Source organism: Pseudomonas sp. 273, assembly GCF_029201425.1.
GTDB classification, from domain to species: domain Bacteria; phylum Pseudomonadota; class Gammaproteobacteria; order Pseudomonadales; family Pseudomonadaceae; genus Pseudomonas; species Pseudomonas delhiensis.
Window position 1 is genome coordinate 4,233,777 of sequence record NZ_CP116775.1, and the last position, 16,485, is coordinate 4,250,261.

Sequence of the window (16,485 nt, forward strand, 5' to 3'; positions counted from 1 at the left end):
CGCCCCGCTTCCGGGACGCGCCAGGCCGCCGGCCGCGCCTCAGCCGAGTTTCTCGTCGGCAGCCACGCCCTTGCGATAGACCGCATAGACCAGCACCGGGATGTCCAGATGGCCGAGATACCTGTCCAGCAACGGTCGCACATCCTTCCAGTCCAGCCCGCCGACGCCAGTGGCCAGGCAGGGCAGCGCCAGGCTGCGGACTCCCTCCCCCTCGACGAACTTCGCCAGCTCCCGCAGGCAGTGCCCGACGTTCTCCAGGCTGGCCTTGGCTGGCTTGGCGCTACGCCCGCTGCCCTGCATGTCCTGGGTCAGCAGGTTGACGATGCCGCGGGTCGAACCATCGGCGTCCACCCCCGACCAGGCCCAGATGGAGCCCGGCGCGGGCGCCGAGGCGTGCGCCGCATGACGGTAGTCGCGGACCAGCGACGGCCAGCGCTCGCGCAGGGCCAGGGCCAGGCCGCTGTCGAACGGGTCCTGGGGCGCGATGCCATGGGCGATGACCTGGGCCTTGCTCAGCAGAATGTCGCCTTCAACTTCTCGGATCATGAATCTTTCCTTGCTCGGTGGGGTACCTCGGAAGCCTTGTCTTGCGCTCCCGTCTATCTTCACGTTACGCCTGGCCGCACCGCGGACCTTGACCCGCATCAAGGCCGCATCCCCCTCGCGGCGCGGGGCGAAACATCAATTCCACCGATAGTTGAAAGCAACGAACATCGTTATTCCATCGACGAGACTGCTGGGAAACTGGCCGCAATCCCACTTCCGGCAGCCATCGCCATGCACCGCTCCACCGCCCGTACCCTGCGCAACGGCGCCCTCGCCAGCATCGGCCTGTACAGCATCCTGGTGCTCGTGGCGCTGGCCCTGAGTGGCGGCTTCCAGGGCAGCCGCAACGTCCAGCCGGAAGGCGTGGACAAGAACGCGCTGTTCCAGCGCTTCAACCAGGTGCTGCCCAACGCCCTGGCGGTCCTGCAGCAGAGCCTGCGCCCGCACTCCTGAGCCCCGCGCTGGCGGCCTGCGCCAGCTTGCCCATACTTTGCAGATCGCCGCCGGTGCCCGCCGGCACCGCCCGCCTCCGCCTGCCGGGAGAACGCGCCATGGGTCGAGTCGTCGCATCCGCCGTCTACTGCAAGGGCAAGAAGGTCGCCGATATCCCGCTGGAGGCGGGCTATCGCTGGGCCTGCCAGCCCGACCACTTCGTCTGGACCGGCCTGCAGGAACCCACGCCGGAAGAGCTGATGAACCTGCAGAAGCAGTTCAACCTGCACGAGCTGGCCATCTCCGACGCCCTGGAGAAGCACAGCCGGCCGAAGCTGGAGACCTTCGGCGACGCGCTGTTCATGGTGATCTACTCGCCGGTGCGCGCGGACAGCCGGCTGATGTTCGTGGAAACCCACCTGTTCGCCGGCATCGGCTACATCATCAGCGCCCGCCACGGCTTCTCGCAGTCGTACTCGCAGGTGCGCCAGCGCTGCGAGGCGCGCCCGCTGCTGCTGGCCCACGGCACCGACTTCGTGCTCTACGCCCTGCTCGACTTCGTGGTCGGCAACTACGAACCGGTGGTGGAGGAAATCCGCGGCGAGATCGAGGTGCTGGAGCAGCGCGCCCTGCGCACCTCGCTGAGCCAGGAGGAGATCGAGCGCATCTACGGCCTGCGCCGCGAGGTGCTCAAGCTGCGCCACTACGCGGCGCCCATGGTGGAAATCTGCCAGGAGCTGCAGCGCCTGGACTTCCCCTTCATCGACAAGCAGATGCGCCCGTACTTCCGCGACGTGGCCATCCACGTCAACCGCCTGCTGGAAGACCTCAACTCGCTGCGCGACATCGCCAGCCAGACCATCGAGGTCGGCCTGCTGCTGGAGTCCTCGCGGCAGAGCGTGGTGCAGCGCAAGTTCGCCGCCTGGGCGGCGATCCTCGGCTTGCCCACCGCGGTGGCCGGCATCTACGGGATGAACTTCGAGTACATCCCGGAGCTGCACTGGCACTACGGCTACTTCCTGGTGATGGGCCTGCTGGTGATCGGCTGCATCGGGCTGTACGTCAGCTTCAAGCAGGCGGATTGGCTCTGACCTGCCGGCCGCGCCGAAGCGCTTGCATACCTGTAGGAGCGGATTTATCCGCGATGGGCCTGGCACCGCCGGGTAGCTGGATCGCGGACGGAGTCCGCTCCTACGCTCGAGTTCCGACGTGAATGAAAACGCCGCTCCGGGGAGCGGCGTTGGTGGGGCGCGGCGGACTCAGGCGGCGTTCTGCTCGTCCTTCTTACGGCCCAGCTGGACGAAGCGCATCATCCACTCCGCCACCGTGGCGCCCTGATGCTCGCGGTCGAGGCTGTCGACGCCCTTCTGGTACACCGGTTCGCTGAAGATCTCCCGGCGCAGGTCGAGGATCGCCTGGGAGTAGTCGGCGACGAACTCCGGGTGGCCCTGGAAGCACAGCACCTGGTCGCCGATGGCATAGGCGGCGTTCGGGCAGAAGTCGCTGCTGGCGATGCGCCGGGCGCCCTCGGGCAGCCGGGTGACCTGGTCCTGGTGGCTGACCAGCAGGGTCAGGTCGTCCAGTGCCGGCTGCATCCACTGCGGCTGTTCCTCGATGCGGTAGTCGTGGATGCCCACGCCCCAGCCCTGGTCGGCGCGCTCGGTCTTGCCGCCGAGCAGCAGGGCCAGCAGCTGGTGGCCGAAGCAAACGCCCAGCAGCTTGTCGCCGCGCTCGTAGCGGGTCAGCAGGTAATCCTTGAGCTTGCGGATCCAGGGTTCGTCGCCGAAGGAGTCGTACTTGCTGCCGGTCACCAGGTAGGCGTCGTAGTGCTCGCTGTCGGGCGGGTAATGGCCCTCCACCACGTTGTACACCTTGAACTCGGCGGGCACCGGTTGCTTGGCGAACAGCTGCTGGAACATCCAGCCGTAGCCGGTGTACTGGTCGATCAGCTCGGGACGCAGGATATCGGTTTCCAGAATGCAGATTTGCAGCGACATGTAGTGGTGGGTTCCTGATGTTAAGCGGGCACGAACGCGCGTTTTCTTAACAAACTGCACGCTCCGTGAAAACTACACACTGTTTTTTCACGATACAAGATGGCAAAGCCATTCCATGCGTCGGAATTTCAGGGGAAATACCCGAAAAAACGCCGCGCATCAATGCCGGCGGGAACGATGGCGACCGACTGCTCGGTCGCCCCGCGCCATCGCCTGTGCCTGCGCCGTCTCCAGCACCCAGGCGTACTCGCCCTGCAGGTTGCCCAGGGCCATGGCGTGGACCTGCCCGGCGCTGTGCGCCGCGGTGTTGGGTCGTCGGGCATGGCGGGTCCGGAGGCGATGGGTTTCGCTGCGCTCTACGCCATCCTACGGTGCTTGCCGGCAAGAAAAAACCGGCCGTGGGGGGCGGTTTTGCTGCATTGGCGTTTTTCGTAGGAGCGAGCTTGCTCGCGAACGTGCTACCCGGTGGCTCCGCTGCCAAGCCCACCTCTGTTCCCTCTCCCTAACCCTCTCCCTGAAGGGAGAGGGGACCGTTCGGTGCGGTCTGGTTTTCCCGAGTCAGCCGGCAGCCTCGGTGGTTTCCGGAGGAAACCATTCCTTCTCTCGGCACGGTCTAGCCCCCTCTCCCTTCAGGGAGAGGGCTGGGGAGAGGGGCAGAGTCAATCCAATGCACCATAGCTGCCGGGAAATGCCGTTCGCGAGCAAGCTCGCTCCTACGAAAGTCCCTCAGAAGGCCTCGCCGCGTGCCGCCTTGTCCAGCAACAGCGCCGGCGGCTCGAAGCGCTCGCCGTACTGCTCGGCCAGGTACTGGGCGCGGGCGATGAAGTCCTGCAGGCCGTACTGGTTGATGAACTGCAGCGCGCCGCCGCTCCAGGCGGCGAAGCCGATGCCGAAGATCGAGCCGATGTTGGCGTCGGCGGTGGAGCGCAGCACGCCCTCCTCCACGCAGCGCACCGTCTCGATGGCCTGGACGAAGAGGATGCGGTCGCGCACGTCCTCGGCCGGGATCATCCCGTCGGCCTTTTCGAAGTGCTGCTTCAGTTCCGGCCACAGGTGCTTCCTGCCGTTGGCCGGGTACTCGTAGAAGCCGCCGCCGGCCGCCTTGCCCGGGCGCTTGTACTCGTTGAGCATCAGGTCGACCACGGCGAAGGCCGGGTGCCGCGGCAGGGCCTTGCCCTCGGCTTCCAGGTCCTTGCGGGTCTGCTCGCGGATGTGGCTCATCAGGCTCAGCGAGACTTCGTCGCTGATCGCCAGCGGGCCCACCGGCATGCCGGCCTGGCGCGCCTGGTTCTCTATCATCGCCGCCGGCACGCCTTCGCCGAGCATGGCCAGGCCCTCGTTGGTGAAGGTGCCGAACACCCGCGAGGTGAAGAAGCCGCGGCTGTCGTGGACCACGATCGGGGTCTTCCTGATCTGCAGCACGTAGTCGAAGGCGCGGGCCAGGGTGGCGTCGTCGGTCCTCTCGCCGCGGATGATCTCCACCAGCGGCATCTTGTCCACCGGGCTGAAGAAGTGCAGGCCGATGAACTTCTGCGGCTGCGCCACGGCCTGGGCCAGGCCGGTGATCGGCAGGGTCGAGGTGTTGGAGGCGATCACCGCGTCGGGCAGCGCGGCTGCCTCGGCGGCGGCGGTGACCTTGCCCTTGAGCGCGCGGTCCTCGAACACCGCCTCGATGACCAAGTCGCAGCCCTCGAAGTCGGCGTCACTGGCGCTGGGCTTGATGCGGGCGAGGAAGGCGTCGCGCTTCTCGGCGGTCATCTGGCCCTTGCCGACCTTCTTGTCCAGCAGCGCGGCCGAGTAGGCCTTGCCCTTCTCCGCCGCCTCGATGGAGACGTCCTTGAGCACCACCTCGATGCCGGCGGCGGCCGAGACGTAGGCGATGCCCGCGCCCATCATGCCGGCGCCGAGCACCCCGACCTTCTTCGTCCGGTACTGCGGGTAGCCCTGCGGGCGCGATTTGCCGGCGTTGATCTCGTTGAGCTGGAACCAGAAGGTGCCGATCATGTTCTTCGCCACCTGGCCGGTGGTCAGCTCGGTGAAGTAGCGCGCCTCGATCAGCTGCGCGGTGTCGAAGTCGACCTGGGCGCCCTCGACCGCGGCGCACATGATCTTCTCCGGCGCCGGGAAGCAGCCCTTGGTCTTGTCGCGCAGCACCGAGGGGGCGATGGCCAGCATCTGCGCCACGTTGGGGCTGGACGGGGTGCCGCCGGGAATCTTGTAGCCGGCGCTGTCCCAGGGCTGCTTGGCGTTGGGATTGGCGGCGATCCACTCGCGGGCCTTGGCCAGCATCTCCTCGCGGCTGCCGGCCAGCTGGTGGATCAGCCCGGCCTTGAGCGCCTGCTCCGGGCGCACCTTCCTGCCTTCGGCGAGGTACGGCAGGGCTTTCTCCAGGCCCAGCAGGCGCACCATGCGCACCACCCCGCCGCCGCCGGGCAGCAGGCCCAGGGTGACTTCCGGCAGGCCCAGCTGCACGTGGCTTTCGTCCAGGGCGATGCGGTGGTGGCAGGCCAGGCAGATTTCCCAGCCGCCGCCCAGGGCCGCGCCGTTGATGGCGGCCACCACCGGCTTGCCGAGGGTCTCCAGGCGACGCAGTTGGCCCTTGAGCACCAGGATGCCTTCGTAGAAAGCCTGGGCGTCGGCCTTGGTGACCTTGATCAGTTCGTTGAGGTCGCCGCCGGCGAAGAAGGTCTTCTTCGCCGAAGTGAGGATCACGCCGGCGATGGCGTCCTTCTCGGCCTCCAGGCGGGCGACGGTGGCGGCCATGGCCTCGCGGTAGACCGCGTTCATGGTGTTGGCGCTCTGGCCGGGCATGTCCATGGTCAGGACGACGATGTTGTCCTGGCCCTTCTCGTACTGAAAAGCGTAGCGGATGGCGTCGGTCATTTCTTGTTCTCCGGCCTCAAACCCTTTCGATAATCGTCGCGATACCCATGCCGCCGCCCACGCAGAGGGTGGCCAGGCCGTAGCGCAGGTTGCGCCGCTCCAGTTCGTCGAGCAGGGTGCCGAGGATCATGCAGCCGGTGGCGCCCAGGGGGTGGCCCATGGCGATGGCGCCGCCGTTGACGTTGACCTTGCCCTCGGGCACGCCCATGTCCTTCATGAACTTCATCACCACCGAGGCGAAGGCCTCGTTGACCTCGAACAGGTCGATGTCGTCGACGCGCAGGCCGGCCTTGGCCAGGGCCTTGCGGGTGGCCGGCGCGGGGCCGGTGAGCATGATGGTCGGGTCGGTGCTGGTGACCGCGGTGGCGACGATCCGCGCGCGGGCCTTCAGGCCCAGCTCGCGGCCCTTGGCCTCGGAGCCGATGAGCATGGCGGCGGCGCCGTCGACGATGCCCGAGCTGTTGCCCGGGGTGTGCACGTGCTCGATGCGCTCGACGTAGCTGTACTTGCGCAGGGCGGTGGCGTCGAAGCCCATCTGGCCCATCATCTCGAAGCTCGGCTTGAGCGCGCCGAGGCCTTCCAGGGTGGAGTCGGCGCGGATGAATTCGTCGTGGTCGAGCAGGACGATGCCGTTCTGGTCGGTGACCGGCACCAGGGATTTCGCGAACAGCCCCTCGGCGCGGGCCTTGGCGGCCTTCTGCTGGGAGCGCAGGGCGAAGGCGTCGACGTCGGCGCGGCTGAAGCCTTCCAGGGTGGCGATCAGGTCGGCGCCGATGCCCTGGGGCACGAAGCTGGCGTGCAGGTTGGTTTCCGGGTCCAGCGCCCAGGCGCCGCCGTCCGAGCCCATGGGCACGCGCGACATGGACTCCACGCCGCCTACCAACACCAGGTCCTCGAAGCCCGAGCGCACCTTCATGGCGCCCAGGTTCACGGCTTCCAGGCCCGAGGCGCAGAAGCGGTTGATCTGCACGCCCGCCACCTGCTCGTCCCAGTCGGCCACCAGCGCGACGGTCTTGGCGATGTCGGCGCCCTGGTCGCCCACCGGCGTCACGCAGCCCAGGACGATGTCGTCGACCTGGGCGGTGTCCAGCTGGTTGCGCCGCTGCACCGCGCGCAGCAGGCCTGCCATCAGGTTGACCGGCTTGACGCTGTGCAGCGCGCCGTCCTTCTTGCCCTTGCCGCGGGGCGTGCGCACCGCGTCGTAAATCAATGCTTCGGTCATGGCGTTCTCTCTTGGAGTGCTCTCTTGGCGTAGAGGTCACGCAGGCAGCGTGTCGGCCTACCTTAACCGCGTGGCGACGGCCGGCAATGACCGGATCGCTCAGGCGGATTGACCCCCGCGCTCAGCCCAGGCGACCGGCGGTCGCCTGGCGCACCGCTCTGGGCAGCGCTCCGACGGGCGGTCGGATGGGCGGTCGGGCCGCAGGCCAGAGCCGTCACCGCCTTGTCATATAGATGGAATATGCCTGGAACCATAGGATTTGCTGCCAGATCGTCTAAGCCCGCGCCAGCCGGGGCTTAGACTGAAATTTCGCAGTACCTATGGGACGTCGCTGCCGGGTCTTGCCGGGGCGGCCGGTATGCAAAGCCAAGGTCGCAGCCACCCGCGCCGGGTCGTAACGAGCGCGCGGGGGCGGGCCAACAACAAGAAAGGCGGAAGAACATCATGATGGATCAACAACCGAAGAAATGGCGGCAGGCCAGCCTGATCGTCTTCGTTACCGCAGTGGTGCTCATCATCCCCAACCTCAGTCGCCTGGTCGGCTAGCCAACCGTCCGCCTGCTGCTGCGAAGCCGGCGTCGCCCGAGGGGCCGCGGCCCTCGCAGCACAGGTGGCAGTGCCGTTCGTCGGCATCCTCTGCTATGTTTGCGCAGCCCATCGCTGGAGCCCGCCCATGCGCTTCATCCTGCCGCTGCTGATCCTGCTCTGCCCCACCGTATTCGCCGCCGAACTCACCCTGGAGCTGCCCACCGGCACGCGCACGCTGAGCAGCGCGCAACTGCTGTCCAACGCCCAGGCGCGCAGCATCGAGATCAAGGACGACGTGGCCTACAAGCGCACCATGCACTACCGCGCGGTGCCGCTGGCGGCGCTGCTGGAGGGCGTGGACGGCCGCGCCCACGTGCAGGCCGTGGCGCTGGACGGCTTCGCCGCCGAACTGCCGGCCGCGCCGCTGCTGCAGAAGGAAGGCGCGCGGGCCTGGCTGGCCATCGAGGAAGAGAAGAAACCCTGGCCGCCGCTGGGCCAGGGCAAGCCCTCGGCCGGGCCCTTCTACCTGGTCTGGAGCGACCCGCAGGCCTCGGCCATCGGCCCGGAGCAGTGGCCCTTCCAGGTCAGCACCCTGCGCGTGCTGGACTCGGTGGAAATCCGCTTCCCGGCCCTGCTCCCGGCCAAGGACGCCAGCGCCGACGTGCAGGCCGGCTTCGCCCTGTTCCAGAAGCACTGCCTGGCCTGCCACCGCCTGAACGGCGCCGGCGACGCCCAGTTCGGCCCGGACCTGAACCAGCCCCACAGCCCCACCGAGTATTTCGCCAAGGACTTCCTCCACGCCTACATCCGCGACCCGCAGAGCCTGCGCCGCTGGCCCCAGGCGAAAATGCCCGGCTTCGCCCCGGAAACCCTCAGCGACACCGAGCTGGACCAGCTGATCGACTACCTCGCGCACATGGCGGCGCTGCGCCAGGCGCTGATGTAAGGCCCCGGACGAAAAAAGGCGGACGTCCCCAGGGGGCGTCCGCCTTCTTTTTTTCGCACCCAAGGCAGCGGAAACGCCGCCCCTACCGCCTCACAGCTTGGCGATGGACACCTCGGTGGACTTCACGAAGGCGATCACTTCGCTGCCCACGGCCAGTTCCAGCTCCTTCACCGAGCGGGTGGTGATCACCGAGGTGACGATGCCGGCGGCGGTCTGCACGTCGATTTCCGAGAGCACCGGGCCTTCGATGATTTCCTTCACGGTGCCCTTGAACTGGTTGCGGACGTTGATGGCTTTGATGGTCATGGCGTTTCTCCTATGGGGAATGTCGGTAGTGCACGGATGAACGGTGGATCAGAGCGCCCAGCGCAGTTGCGTGGGCAGTGGGGACACGGGTTCCGGTTCGGGCGGCAGCGGCGGCAGCGCCAGCACGCGGTCGAGCACCTCGGCTTCCAGCGCGGCCAGGCGCGCCGAGCCGCGGGAGCGCGGGCGCGGCAGGTCGACCGTGAGGTCCAGGCCGATCTCGCCCTCCTCGATGAGGATCACCCGGTCGGCGACGGCCACCGCCTCGCTGACGTCATGGGTGACCAGCAGCACGGTGAAGCCATGGCGCTGCCAGAGGTTCTCGATCAGCCGCTGCATCTCGATGCGGGTGAGCGCGTCCAGCGCGCCCAGCGGCTCGTCCAGCAGCAGCAGGCGCGGCCGGTGGATCAGCGCACGGGCCAGGGCCACGCGCTGCTTCTGGCCGCCGGACAGGCTGGCCGGCCATTCCCGGGCGCGGTCGGCCAGGCCCACCGCTTCCAGGGCTTCCAGGGCCTGCTTGCGCCAGTCGCCCTTGAGGCCCAGGCCGACGTTGTCGATCACCCGCTTCCACGGCAGCAGGCGGGCGTCCTGGAACATCAGGCGGGTGCCGTCGCGGGCCTCCTCCAGGGGCGCGGAGCCGGCCAGCAGCTGGCCGTCGCTGGGGGCGTCGAGGCCGGCCAGCAGGCGCAACAGGGTGCTCTTGCCGCAGCCGCTGCGGCCGACGATGGCGACGAACTGGCCGGCGGGGATGCGCAGGTCGATGCCCTTGAGCACCTCGCGCTCGCCGAAGCGCTTGACCACGCCGTCCAGCGCCAGCGGGATGCCCTGCTTGAGGTTCTGCGGTGTGCTGAGCGCATTCATGCCGCACCTCCCTTGGCCTGGTAGGCCGGGTGCCAGCGCAGCCAGACGCGTTCCAGGCCACGGGCGGCGAGGTCGGCGAGCTTGCCCAGCACGGCGTACAGCAGGATCGCCAGGACCACCACGTCGGTCTGCAGGAACTCCCGGGCGTTCATCGCCAGGTAGCCGATGCCGGAGCTGGCGGAGATGGTCTCGGCGACGATCAGCGTCAGCCACATGAAGCCCAGGGCGAAGCGCACGCCGACCAGGATCGACGGCAGCGCGCCGGGCAGGATCACCTGGCGGAACAGGGCGAAGCCGGACAGGCCGTAGCTGCGCGCCATCTCCAGCAGCCCCGGGTCGATGTTGCGGATGCCGTGGTAGGTGTTCAGGTAGATGGGGAACAGGGTGCCGAGGGCGACCAGGAAGATCTTCGCCGACTCGTCGATGCCGAACCACAGGATCACCAGCGGGATCAGCGCCAGGTGCGGCACGTTGCGGATCATCTGCACCGAGCTGTCGAGGAAGCGTTCGCCCCACTTCGACAGGCCGGTGACCAGGCCCAGGGCCAGGCCGATGGAGCCACCGATGACGAAGCCGATGGCGGCGCGCCAGGTGCTGATCGCCAGGTGCTGCCAGAGCTCGCCGCTCTTCACCAGTTGGTAGCCGGCTTCCACCACCGCGCTGGGCGCCGGCAGGATGCGGCTGGAGAGGAAGCCCCCCTCCACCGCCACCTGCCAGACCAGCACCAGGGCCACCGGCAGGGCCCAGGGCGCCAGGCGCTGGGCCACTTGGTTGAGAGTATTTGTCTTCATGTCTTGTGCTTCTCCGGGTTGCTCGCGGGGTTCGCGAGCAAGCTCGCTCCTACAAAGTCGACTTCAGCTCTGCGCGGCCTGCTTGGGCAGGATGTCGTTGGCCACCATCTCGCCGAAGGGGCTGACGTAGCCGCGGGCTTCGGGCTGCTGCGGGCGGGCCAGCTGCAGGTGCGGGAACAGCAGTTCGGCGACGCGGTAGGACTCTTCCAGGTGCGGGTAGCCGGAGAAGATGAAGGTGTCGATGCCGAGGTCGGCGTATTCCTGCACCCGCGCGGCCACGGTCGGGCCGTCGCCGACCAGCGCGGTGCCGGCGCCGCCGCGCACCAGGCCGACGCCGGCCCAGAGGTTCGGCGAGACTTCCAGGTTGTCCTTGCTGCCGCCGTGCAGGGCGGCCATGCGCTGCTGGCCCACCGAGTCGAAGCGGGCCAGCGAGGCCTGGGCGCGGTCGATGGTGTCCTGGTCGAGGTGGCTGATCAGGCGGTCGGCGGCCTGCCAGGCTTCCTCGTTGGTTTCACGCACGATCACGTGCAGGCGGATGCCGAAGCGCACGCTGCGGCCGTGCTTGGCGGCCTTCTCGCGGACCTGGGCGATCTTCTCGGCCACCGCGGCCGGCGGCTCGCCCCAGGTCAGGTACAGCTCGACCTGTTCGGCGGCGAGGTCCTGGGCGGCTTCCGAGGAGCCGCCGAAGTACAGCGGCGGGCGCGGCTGCTGGATCGGCGGGTAGAGCAGCTTGGCACCCTGCACCTGGATGTGCTTGCCGGGGTAGTCCACGGTCTCGCCTTCCAGCACGCGGCGCCAGATGCGGGTGAATTCGACGGAGGCCTCGTAGCGCTCCTCGTGGTTCAGGTGCAGGCCGTCGCCGGCCAGCTCGTCCGGGTCGCCGCCGGTGACCAGGTTGAACAGCGCCCGGCCGCCGGACAGGCGGTCGAGGGTCGCGGCCTGGCGCGCGGCCACGGTCGGCGAGATGATCCCCGGGCGCAGCGCGACCAGGAACTTCAGGCGCTGGGTCACCGGGATCAGCGAGGCGGCGACCAGCCAGGAATCCTCGCAGGAACGCCCGGTGGGGATCAGCACCCCGCCGAAACCGAGGCGGTCGGCGGCCTGGGCCACCTGCTGCAGGTAGCCGTGGTCGACCGCGCGGGCGCCCTCGGCGGTGCCAAGGTAATGGCCGTCGCCGTGGGTGGGAAGGAACCAGAAGATGTTGAGGCTCATCGCTATAACTCCAGAGTGAGCGCGCCGGCGTGGCGTAGCCGCGCGATGATTTGTTTAACGTTCGCAGTTTTTTGTAGGAGCGAGCTTGCTCGCGAACCCGCCCAGCTTCAGAGCGGCAGGGAAATCCGTTCGCGAGCAAGCTCGCTCCTACAGGTTCAGTTGCTGGTGGCTACCTTGGCCGGCGGCGTCCAGACCACGTCCTTGATGCTCAGGGCCTTGGGAATCAGCTTCAGCTGGGTGAAGGTGTCGGCGATCTTCTGCTGCTTGGCCGTCACTTCCGGGGTGATGAACTGCGCGCCGTAGCCCTGGCGCTTGACCGCGGTGAGGGTGATGTCGGCGGGCAGGCCGAGCAGCGGGGCGACCTGTTCGGTGACCTGCTCGGGGTTGTGCTGCGACCACTCGCCCACCGAGCGCACTTCTTCCACCAGGGTGGTCAGCACCTGCGGGTGTTCCTTGGCGTAGGTGCGGGTGGCCAGGTAGAACTGGTGGTTGTCGGCCAGGCCGCGGGCATCGACCAGGGTGCGGGCGTGCAGCTGCTTCTCGGCGGCGGCCTGGTACGGGTCCCAGATCACCCAGGCGTCGACGGCGCCACGCTCGAAAGCGGCACGGGCGTCGGCCGGGGGCAGGTACACCGGCTGGATGTCGCTGTATTTCAAGCCGTTCTCCTCCAGGGCGCGCACCAGCAGGTAGTGCACGTTGGAACCCTTGTTCAGGGCGACCTTCTTGCCCTTGAGCTCGGCCACGGACTTGATGGGGGAATCCTTGGGCAGCAGGATCGCCTCGCTGGTAGGCGCCGGCGGCTCGTTGGCCACGTACACCAGGTCGGCGCCGGCGGCCTGGGCGAACACCGGCGGCGTCTCGCCGGTCACGCCGAAGTCGATGCTGCCGACGTTCAGCCCTTCCAGCAGCTGCGGGCCGCCGGGGAACTCGGTCCACTGCACCTTGATGCCCTGCTCGGCCAGGCGCTTCTCCAGCGTGCCGCGGGCCTTGAGCAGCACCAGGGTGCCGTACTTCTGGTAGCCGATACGCAGGGTACCGGGTTGTTCTTCGGCTTGGGCGCCGTGGGCCAGGGCCGCGATCAGCAGGGCCGCCAGTCCACCACGCAAAGTGAGGTTGCGCATTGCTTGCTCCTTCGTCGTCGTGTGCTCGCCGGACCTGCGCTCCCGTTGGCGGGATGCTGAGGACCTGGTTTCTTGTCGTCTGGCAGTCACGCACCTGCCTATTCGAGGCTCGGTAGCGCTCCACGCTTCTTCTTGCAGCTTGCCGCTTGCAGCCTGCAGCCGCCTCTCTCAAATACTCCAGCGCGCCTTCAGCAGCCGCTCGTTGAGCAGGTTCGGATCGATCGGCCGGGGCCGCCGCGCCAGGGCGCCGTGGAACTGTTCAAGGGATTCCAGCAGGCGCTGTTCCAGCACCGGCGCCAGCTGCGCCGGGCTATCGGCCGTGGCGTAGGCGATCTGCGAATCCTCGGCGAACACGCCGTGCAGCATCTCCTGGGCCTTCAGCGCCGCCAGCACCGGCTTGAGCGCGTAGTCCACGGCGAGCATGTGGGCGCTGCTGCCGCCGGTGGCCAGGGGCAGCACCACCTTGTGGCTCAGGGCGCGCTCGGGCAGCAGGTCCAGCAGCACCTTGAGGGCGCCGGCGATGGAAGCCTTGTACACCGGGGTGGCGATCACCAGGCCGTCGGCCCGCGCCACCTGCTCCAGCAGCTCCAGCACCTGGGGGCTGTCGAAGCGGGCATGCAGCAGGTCCTCGGCGGCGAAGTCGCGCACCTGGTAGGAACGCACCTCCACCCCACGCTCGTGCAGCCACTGCCGGGCAACGTCCAGCAGGACCGCGGAACGGGAACGATGGCTGGGACTGCCGGCGAGGGTGACCACATACATTGCACGCTTCCTTATAACTGAAAGAGCCGGCTTGAAGCCGGCTCGCTAACCAACGTGCATAGACCTTAACAGGGGTTTTTATATTCCAATAAATGTTATTTATTCATTTGCTTATAGCTAAAGGCTACAAGCGGCAGGCTGCAGGCGGTGCTCGCTCCTGCTTTGGCCTGCCGCCTGCCGCCTGCAGCCCTAGATGACGTGGGAATGCTGCAACTCCGTCAGCGCCTCCCCCCTCAGATACGCCAGCTCCACCGCGCGGCGGTCGCGGGGGCGTTGCAGGGGGACCGGGAACTCGCGGCGCAGGCGGCTCGGGGTGCCGCCCAGGAGCAGCACGCGGTCGCCCAGGTAGAAGGCTTCGTCGAGGTCGTGGGTGACCAGCAGGATGCTGATGTCGTATTCCAGCGCCAGGTCCTGGATCAGGTCCTGCAGGCGCAGGCGGGTGAAGGCGTCCACCGCGCTGAAGGGTTCGTCCAACAGCAGCACCTGGGGCCGGCCGTAGAGCCCGCGGGCGATGGCCGCGCGCTGGGCCATGCCGCCGGAGAGCTGTTTGGGCAGCAGGCCGCCCTTGCCTTCCAGGCCGACGTCGTGCAGCAGCCGGGCGATACGCGCATCGTCAGCCAGCCAGCCGTCGGCGAAACCGACGTTCTGCGCCACCGTCAGCCAGGGCAGCAGGCGCGGCTCCTGGAACACCACGCCGATGCCGCCGCCGCGGCCGCTCTCGCCGTCCGGGCCGAAGCCCAGCAGCGGGTTGCGCTGCAGCTGCCCGGCGAAATCGGCGTCCAGGCCGGCGGCGATGCGCAGCAGGGTGCTCTTGCCGCAGCCGCTGGGGCCCAGCAGGCTGACCACTTCCCCCGGCGCCAGCGCCAGGCTGACGTCGTCGAGCACGCGCAGGCCGTTGAAGCTCTTGCGGATGTTGCTCAGTTCCAGCAGCGCGCTCATGCCCTATCCTCCAGCCCTTCGAAGCTGTCGCGCCAGGCCAGGGCGCGCCGCTCCACGGCCTTGAGCAGGCCGTCGCTGAGCTTGCCGAGCACGGCCAGCACCAGGATGGCGGCGATGACGATGTCCGGCCGCGAGGTCTCGCGGCCGTCGCTGAGCAGGTAGCCCAGGCCGCGGGTGGCGGCGATCAGCTCGGCGGCGACGAGGAACATCCAGCTCAGGCTGAGGGCGCCGCGCAGCCCGGTGAACAGGCTCGGCAGCGCCGCCGGCAAGAGGATGCGCCGTGCCAGGGCGAAGCTGGACAGGTGGTACAGCCGGCCCAGCTCCACCCACTTGCGGTCCACCCCGCGCACCCCGGCGACCAGCGCCAGGTACACCGGGAAGAAGGCGCCGAGGGCGATCAGCACCACCTTGGGCGTCTCGTCGATGCCCAGCCAGAGCAGCAGCAAGGGCACCCAGGCCAGGCTGGGGATGGCCCGCAGGGCCTGGAAGCTCGGCTCCAGGTAGGCCTCGGCGCGGCGGCTGAGGCCGACCCAGGTGCCGATCACCAGGGCCGCGAAGGAACCGATGGCGAAGCCGCCGGCCACCCGCGCGAGGCTGGCACCGATGTGCTGCCACAGCTCGCCGTGGGCCAGTTGCCAGAGGGTCAGGGCGACGCTGCTGGGCGCCGGCATCTGGTTTTCCGCCAGCCAGCCGGCGCGCACCGCGATCTCCAGCGCGGCGCACAGCAGCAGCGGCAGCACCCAGGCCCGCCAGCGCAGCGGGCGCGGCCGCAACGACAGCACCAGGCGGCGGCTACGGCCAAGGTCGAGGGGCTGGCTGGGCACGCCCATGGTTCACTGCGCCCTGGCCAGCGGTTGCTTGCCGATGACCTCGCCGGCCAGTTGCGGGTCGATCAGTTGGTCCACCACCTTGGCCACGTCGGTGCCGGGGCGTACCAGTTGCTCATCCACCAGGATGGGCGCGGCGGCCTTGAGCGCGGCGACCTGCTCGGCGCCGGGCAGCGGCTGGCTGAAGTCGGTGCGCGAGAGCTGCAGCCTGGCGACCTCCAGCGGCAGCCTGGCCTCTTCGGCCAGCAGCCTGGCGGTCTCCTCCGGATGCTCGATGGCCCAGTGGCGGGCCCGCTCGTAGGCGCCGATAACCTGCTTGATCAGTTGCGGCTGCTCGCGGGCGAAGCGCTCGGTGACACTGAGCACGCCATAGCTGTTGAAGTCGACGTTGCGGTACAGCAGGCGCGAGCCGGCCTGCAGCTCGCTGGCCGCCATGTGCGGGTCGAGCCCGGCCCAGGCGTCCACCTGGCCGCGTTCCAGCGCGGTACGGCCGTCGGGGTGCTGCAGGTGGACGATCTCCACGTCGCCCTTGCCCAGGCCGGCGCTCTGCAGGCTGCGCAGCAGGAACAGGTAGGGATCGGTGCCCTTTGTGGCGGCCACCTTGCGCCCCTTGAGGTCGGCCAGGGACTTGAGCGGCGAGTCCTTGGGCACCACCAGCGCGGTCCATTCCGGGCGCGAGGCGATGTACACGGTCTTCAGCGGGCTGCCGTTGGCGCGGCTGAGTACCGCGGCCAGCCCCGCGGTGGAGGCGAAGTCCGTGCTGCCGGCGTTGAGGTATTCCAGCGAGCGGTTGCTGCCCTGGCTGAACACCCAGCGCACCTCGGTGCCCTCGGGCTTGAGCGCCTGCTCCAGCCAGCCGAAGTGCTTGAGCACCAGGCTGGTGGGCGCGTAGTAGGCGTAGTCCAGGCGGACTTCCTTCGGGGTTTCGGCGTGAGCGGCGGAAGTGAAGGCACCGAGCGGCAGACACGCCAGGAGAGCGGCGGTCAGGCTGCGGCGCCAGGTGGACGGACCCATGGTCGATCTCCTTGGCGGCGTGGCTGACGTCTTCTCCCCGTGTGGCGGGCAAGTCAGAGCGGAAAGAAAGCGCGGCGCGGGGCCGGGCGGGAACAGAAAAA

The 16,485-nt window shown here is 68.5% G+C and carries 17 protein-coding genes; 4 read left to right on the forward strand and 13 right to left on the reverse strand.

What is annotated here, in order from left to right:
• Positions 1–39: 39 nt before the first annotated feature.
• Entirely contained in the window at positions 40–546 is a 507-nt protein-coding gene (locus tag PKO50_RS19300) for a macro domain-containing protein (protein ID WP_109937094.1), read from the reverse strand.
• A gap of 231 nt (positions 547–777) precedes the next feature.
• Between PKO50_RS19300 and PKO50_RS19305 the strand changes: the two genes are divergently transcribed.
• Together PKO50_RS19305 and PKO50_RS19310 are read left to right on the forward strand one after the other, a co-directional pair.
• Complete coding sequence (locus PKO50_RS19305) at positions 778–999, forward strand: hypothetical protein (protein WP_109937093.1); 222 nt, start codon at positions 778–780, stop codon at positions 997–999.
• A gap of 98 nt (positions 1,000–1,097) precedes the next feature.
• Complete coding sequence (locus PKO50_RS19310; protein WP_109937092.1) at positions 1,098–2,069, forward strand: magnesium and cobalt transport protein CorA; 972 nt, start codon at positions 1,098–1,100, stop codon at positions 2,067–2,069.
• Between the two features lie 168 nt (positions 2,070–2,237).
• On the opposite strand, the gene PKO50_RS19315 is transcribed toward PKO50_RS19310, so the two are convergent.
• Complete coding sequence (locus tag PKO50_RS19315) at positions 2,238–2,975, reverse strand: amidotransferase (RefSeq protein ID WP_089394644.1); 738 nt, start codon at positions 2,973–2,975, stop codon at positions 2,238–2,240.
• A gap of 99 nt (positions 2,976–3,074) precedes the next feature.
• Here PKO50_RS19315 and PKO50_RS19320 point away from each other — a divergent pair, with 99 nt between their 5' ends.
• Positions 3,075–3,410, forward strand: coding sequence for a hypothetical protein (locus PKO50_RS19320; RefSeq protein WP_275626950.1), 336 nt, complete (start codon positions 3,075–3,077; stop codon positions 3,408–3,410).
• A 291-nt stretch (positions 3,411–3,701) separates the two neighbouring features.
• Here the strand turns inward: PKO50_RS19320 and PKO50_RS19325 are convergent, their stop codons facing one another.
• The gene (locus tag PKO50_RS19325; protein WP_275626951.1) at positions 3,702–5,858 is read right to left on the reverse strand and encodes a 3-hydroxyacyl-CoA dehydrogenase NAD-binding domain-containing protein; all 2,157 of its coding nucleotides are present in this window, start codon (positions 5,856–5,858) and stop codon (positions 3,702–3,704) included.
• A gap of 16 nt (positions 5,859–5,874) precedes the next feature.
• Positions 5,875–7,080, reverse strand: a complete 1,206-nt coding sequence (locus PKO50_RS19330) for an acetyl-CoA C-acetyltransferase (RefSeq protein ID WP_109937090.1) — start codon at positions 7,078–7,080, stop codon at positions 5,875–5,877.
• Between the two features lie 673 nt (positions 7,081–7,753).
• Between PKO50_RS19330 and PKO50_RS19335 the strand changes: the two genes are divergently transcribed.
• Positions 7,754–8,554, forward strand: coding sequence for a cytochrome c (locus tag PKO50_RS19335; RefSeq protein WP_109937089.1), 801 nt, complete (start codon positions 7,754–7,756; stop codon positions 8,552–8,554).
• 90 nt (positions 8,555–8,644) lie between these two features.
• Here the strand turns inward: PKO50_RS19335 and PKO50_RS19340 are convergent, their stop codons facing one another.
• From PKO50_RS19340 to PKO50_RS19380, 9 genes are all read right to left on the reverse strand, one after another.
• Positions 8,645–8,860 (reverse strand): molybdopterin-binding protein, encoded by a 216-nt coding sequence (locus PKO50_RS19340; protein WP_089394640.1) that lies wholly within the window; start codon positions 8,858–8,860, stop codon positions 8,645–8,647.
• 48 nt (positions 8,861–8,908) lie between these two features.
• Positions 8,909–9,718: an aliphatic sulfonates ABC transporter ATP-binding protein gene (ssuB, locus tag PKO50_RS19345; RefSeq protein WP_109937088.1), complete on the reverse strand. Its 810-nt coding sequence runs from the start codon at positions 9,716–9,718 to the stop codon at positions 8,909–8,911.
• Positions 9,715–10,509 (reverse strand): aliphatic sulfonate ABC transporter permease SsuC, encoded by a 795-nt coding sequence (ssuC, locus tag PKO50_RS19350; RefSeq protein WP_043272099.1) that lies wholly within the window; start codon positions 10,507–10,509, stop codon positions 9,715–9,717. Before ssuC ends, ssuB begins: the two co-directional genes overlap by 4 nt.
• Before the next feature lie 63 nt (positions 10,510–10,572).
• Positions 10,573–11,721: an FMNH2-dependent alkanesulfonate monooxygenase gene (ssuD, locus tag PKO50_RS19355; protein WP_109937087.1), complete on the reverse strand. Its 1,149-nt coding sequence runs from the start codon at positions 11,719–11,721 to the stop codon at positions 10,573–10,575.
• Positions 11,722–11,876: 155 nt separating this feature from the next.
• Complete coding sequence (locus PKO50_RS19360; protein ID WP_275626952.1) at positions 11,877–12,842, reverse strand: sulfonate ABC transporter substrate-binding protein; 966 nt, start codon at positions 12,840–12,842, stop codon at positions 11,877–11,879.
• Positions 12,843–13,010: 168 nt separating this feature from the next.
• Positions 13,011–13,604, reverse strand: a complete 594-nt coding sequence (gene ssuE, locus PKO50_RS19365; protein WP_275626953.1) for an NADPH-dependent FMN reductase — start codon at positions 13,602–13,604, stop codon at positions 13,011–13,013.
• A gap of 189 nt (positions 13,605–13,793) precedes the next feature.
• Positions 13,794–14,543, reverse strand: coding sequence for an ABC transporter ATP-binding protein (locus tag PKO50_RS19370; RefSeq protein WP_275626954.1), 750 nt, complete (start codon positions 14,541–14,543; stop codon positions 13,794–13,796).
• Complete coding sequence (locus tag PKO50_RS19375; RefSeq protein ID WP_275630500.1) at positions 14,540–15,367, reverse strand: ABC transporter permease; 828 nt, start codon at positions 15,365–15,367, stop codon at positions 14,540–14,542. Before PKO50_RS19375 ends, PKO50_RS19370 begins: the two co-directional genes overlap by 4 nt.
• A 9-nt stretch (positions 15,368–15,376) precedes the next feature.
• Positions 15,377–16,384, reverse strand: a complete 1,008-nt coding sequence (locus tag PKO50_RS19380) for an aliphatic sulfonate ABC transporter substrate-binding protein (protein ID WP_275626955.1) — start codon at positions 16,382–16,384, stop codon at positions 15,377–15,379.
• Positions 16,385–16,485 lie beyond the last annotated feature (101 nt).

Excerpts from the sequence above, each read along its gene's own strand:
- PKO50_RS19300 (WP_109937094.1), bottom strand. The coding sequence starts at position 546 with ATGATCCGAGAAGTTGAAGGCGACATTCTGCTGAGCAAGGCCCAGGTC.
- PKO50_RS19305 (WP_109937093.1), top strand. The coding sequence starts at position 778 with ATGCACCGCTCCACCGCCCGTACCCTGCGCAACGGCGCCCTCGCCAGC.
- PKO50_RS19310 (WP_109937092.1), top strand. The coding sequence starts at position 1,098 with ATGGGTCGAGTCGTCGCATCCGCCGTCTACTGCAAGGGCAAGAAGGTC.
- PKO50_RS19315 (WP_089394644.1), bottom strand. The coding sequence starts at position 2,975 with ATGTCGCTGCAAATCTGCATTCTGGAAACCGATATCCTGCGTCCCGAG.
- PKO50_RS19320 (WP_275626950.1), top strand. The coding sequence starts at position 3,075 with ATGGCAAAGCCATTCCATGCGTCGGAATTTCAGGGGAAATACCCGAAA.
- PKO50_RS19325 (WP_275626951.1), bottom strand. The coding sequence starts at position 5,858 with ATGACCGACGCCATCCGCTACGCTTTTCAGTACGAGAAGGGCCAGGAC.
- PKO50_RS19330 (WP_109937090.1), bottom strand. The coding sequence starts at position 7,080 with ATGACCGAAGCATTGATTTACGACGCGGTGCGCACGCCCCGCGGCAAG.
- PKO50_RS19335 (WP_109937089.1), top strand. The coding sequence starts at position 7,754 with ATGCGCTTCATCCTGCCGCTGCTGATCCTGCTCTGCCCCACCGTATTC.
- PKO50_RS19340 (WP_089394640.1), bottom strand. The coding sequence starts at position 8,860 with ATGACCATCAAAGCCATCAACGTCCGCAACCAGTTCAAGGGCACCGTG.
- ssuB (WP_109937088.1), bottom strand. The coding sequence starts at position 9,718 with ATGAATGCGCTCAGCACACCGCAGAACCTCAAGCAGGGCATCCCGCTG.
- ssuC (WP_043272099.1), bottom strand. The coding sequence starts at position 10,509 with ATGAAGACAAATACTCTCAACCAAGTGGCCCAGCGCCTGGCGCCCTGG.
- ssuD (WP_109937087.1), bottom strand. The coding sequence starts at position 11,721 with ATGAGCCTCAACATCTTCTGGTTCCTTCCCACCCACGGCGACGGCCAT.
- PKO50_RS19360 (WP_275626952.1), bottom strand. The coding sequence starts at position 12,842 with ATGCGCAACCTCACTTTGCGTGGTGGACTGGCGGCCCTGCTGATCGCG.
- ssuE (WP_275626953.1), bottom strand. The coding sequence starts at position 13,604 with ATGTATGTGGTCACCCTCGCCGGCAGTCCCAGCCATCGTTCCCGTTCC.
- PKO50_RS19370 (WP_275626954.1), bottom strand. The coding sequence starts at position 14,543 with ATGAGCGCGCTGCTGGAACTGAGCAACATCCGCAAGAGCTTCAACGGC.
- PKO50_RS19380 (WP_275626955.1), bottom strand. The coding sequence starts at position 16,384 with ATGGGTCCGTCCACCTGGCGCCGCAGCCTGACCGCCGCTCTCCTGGCG.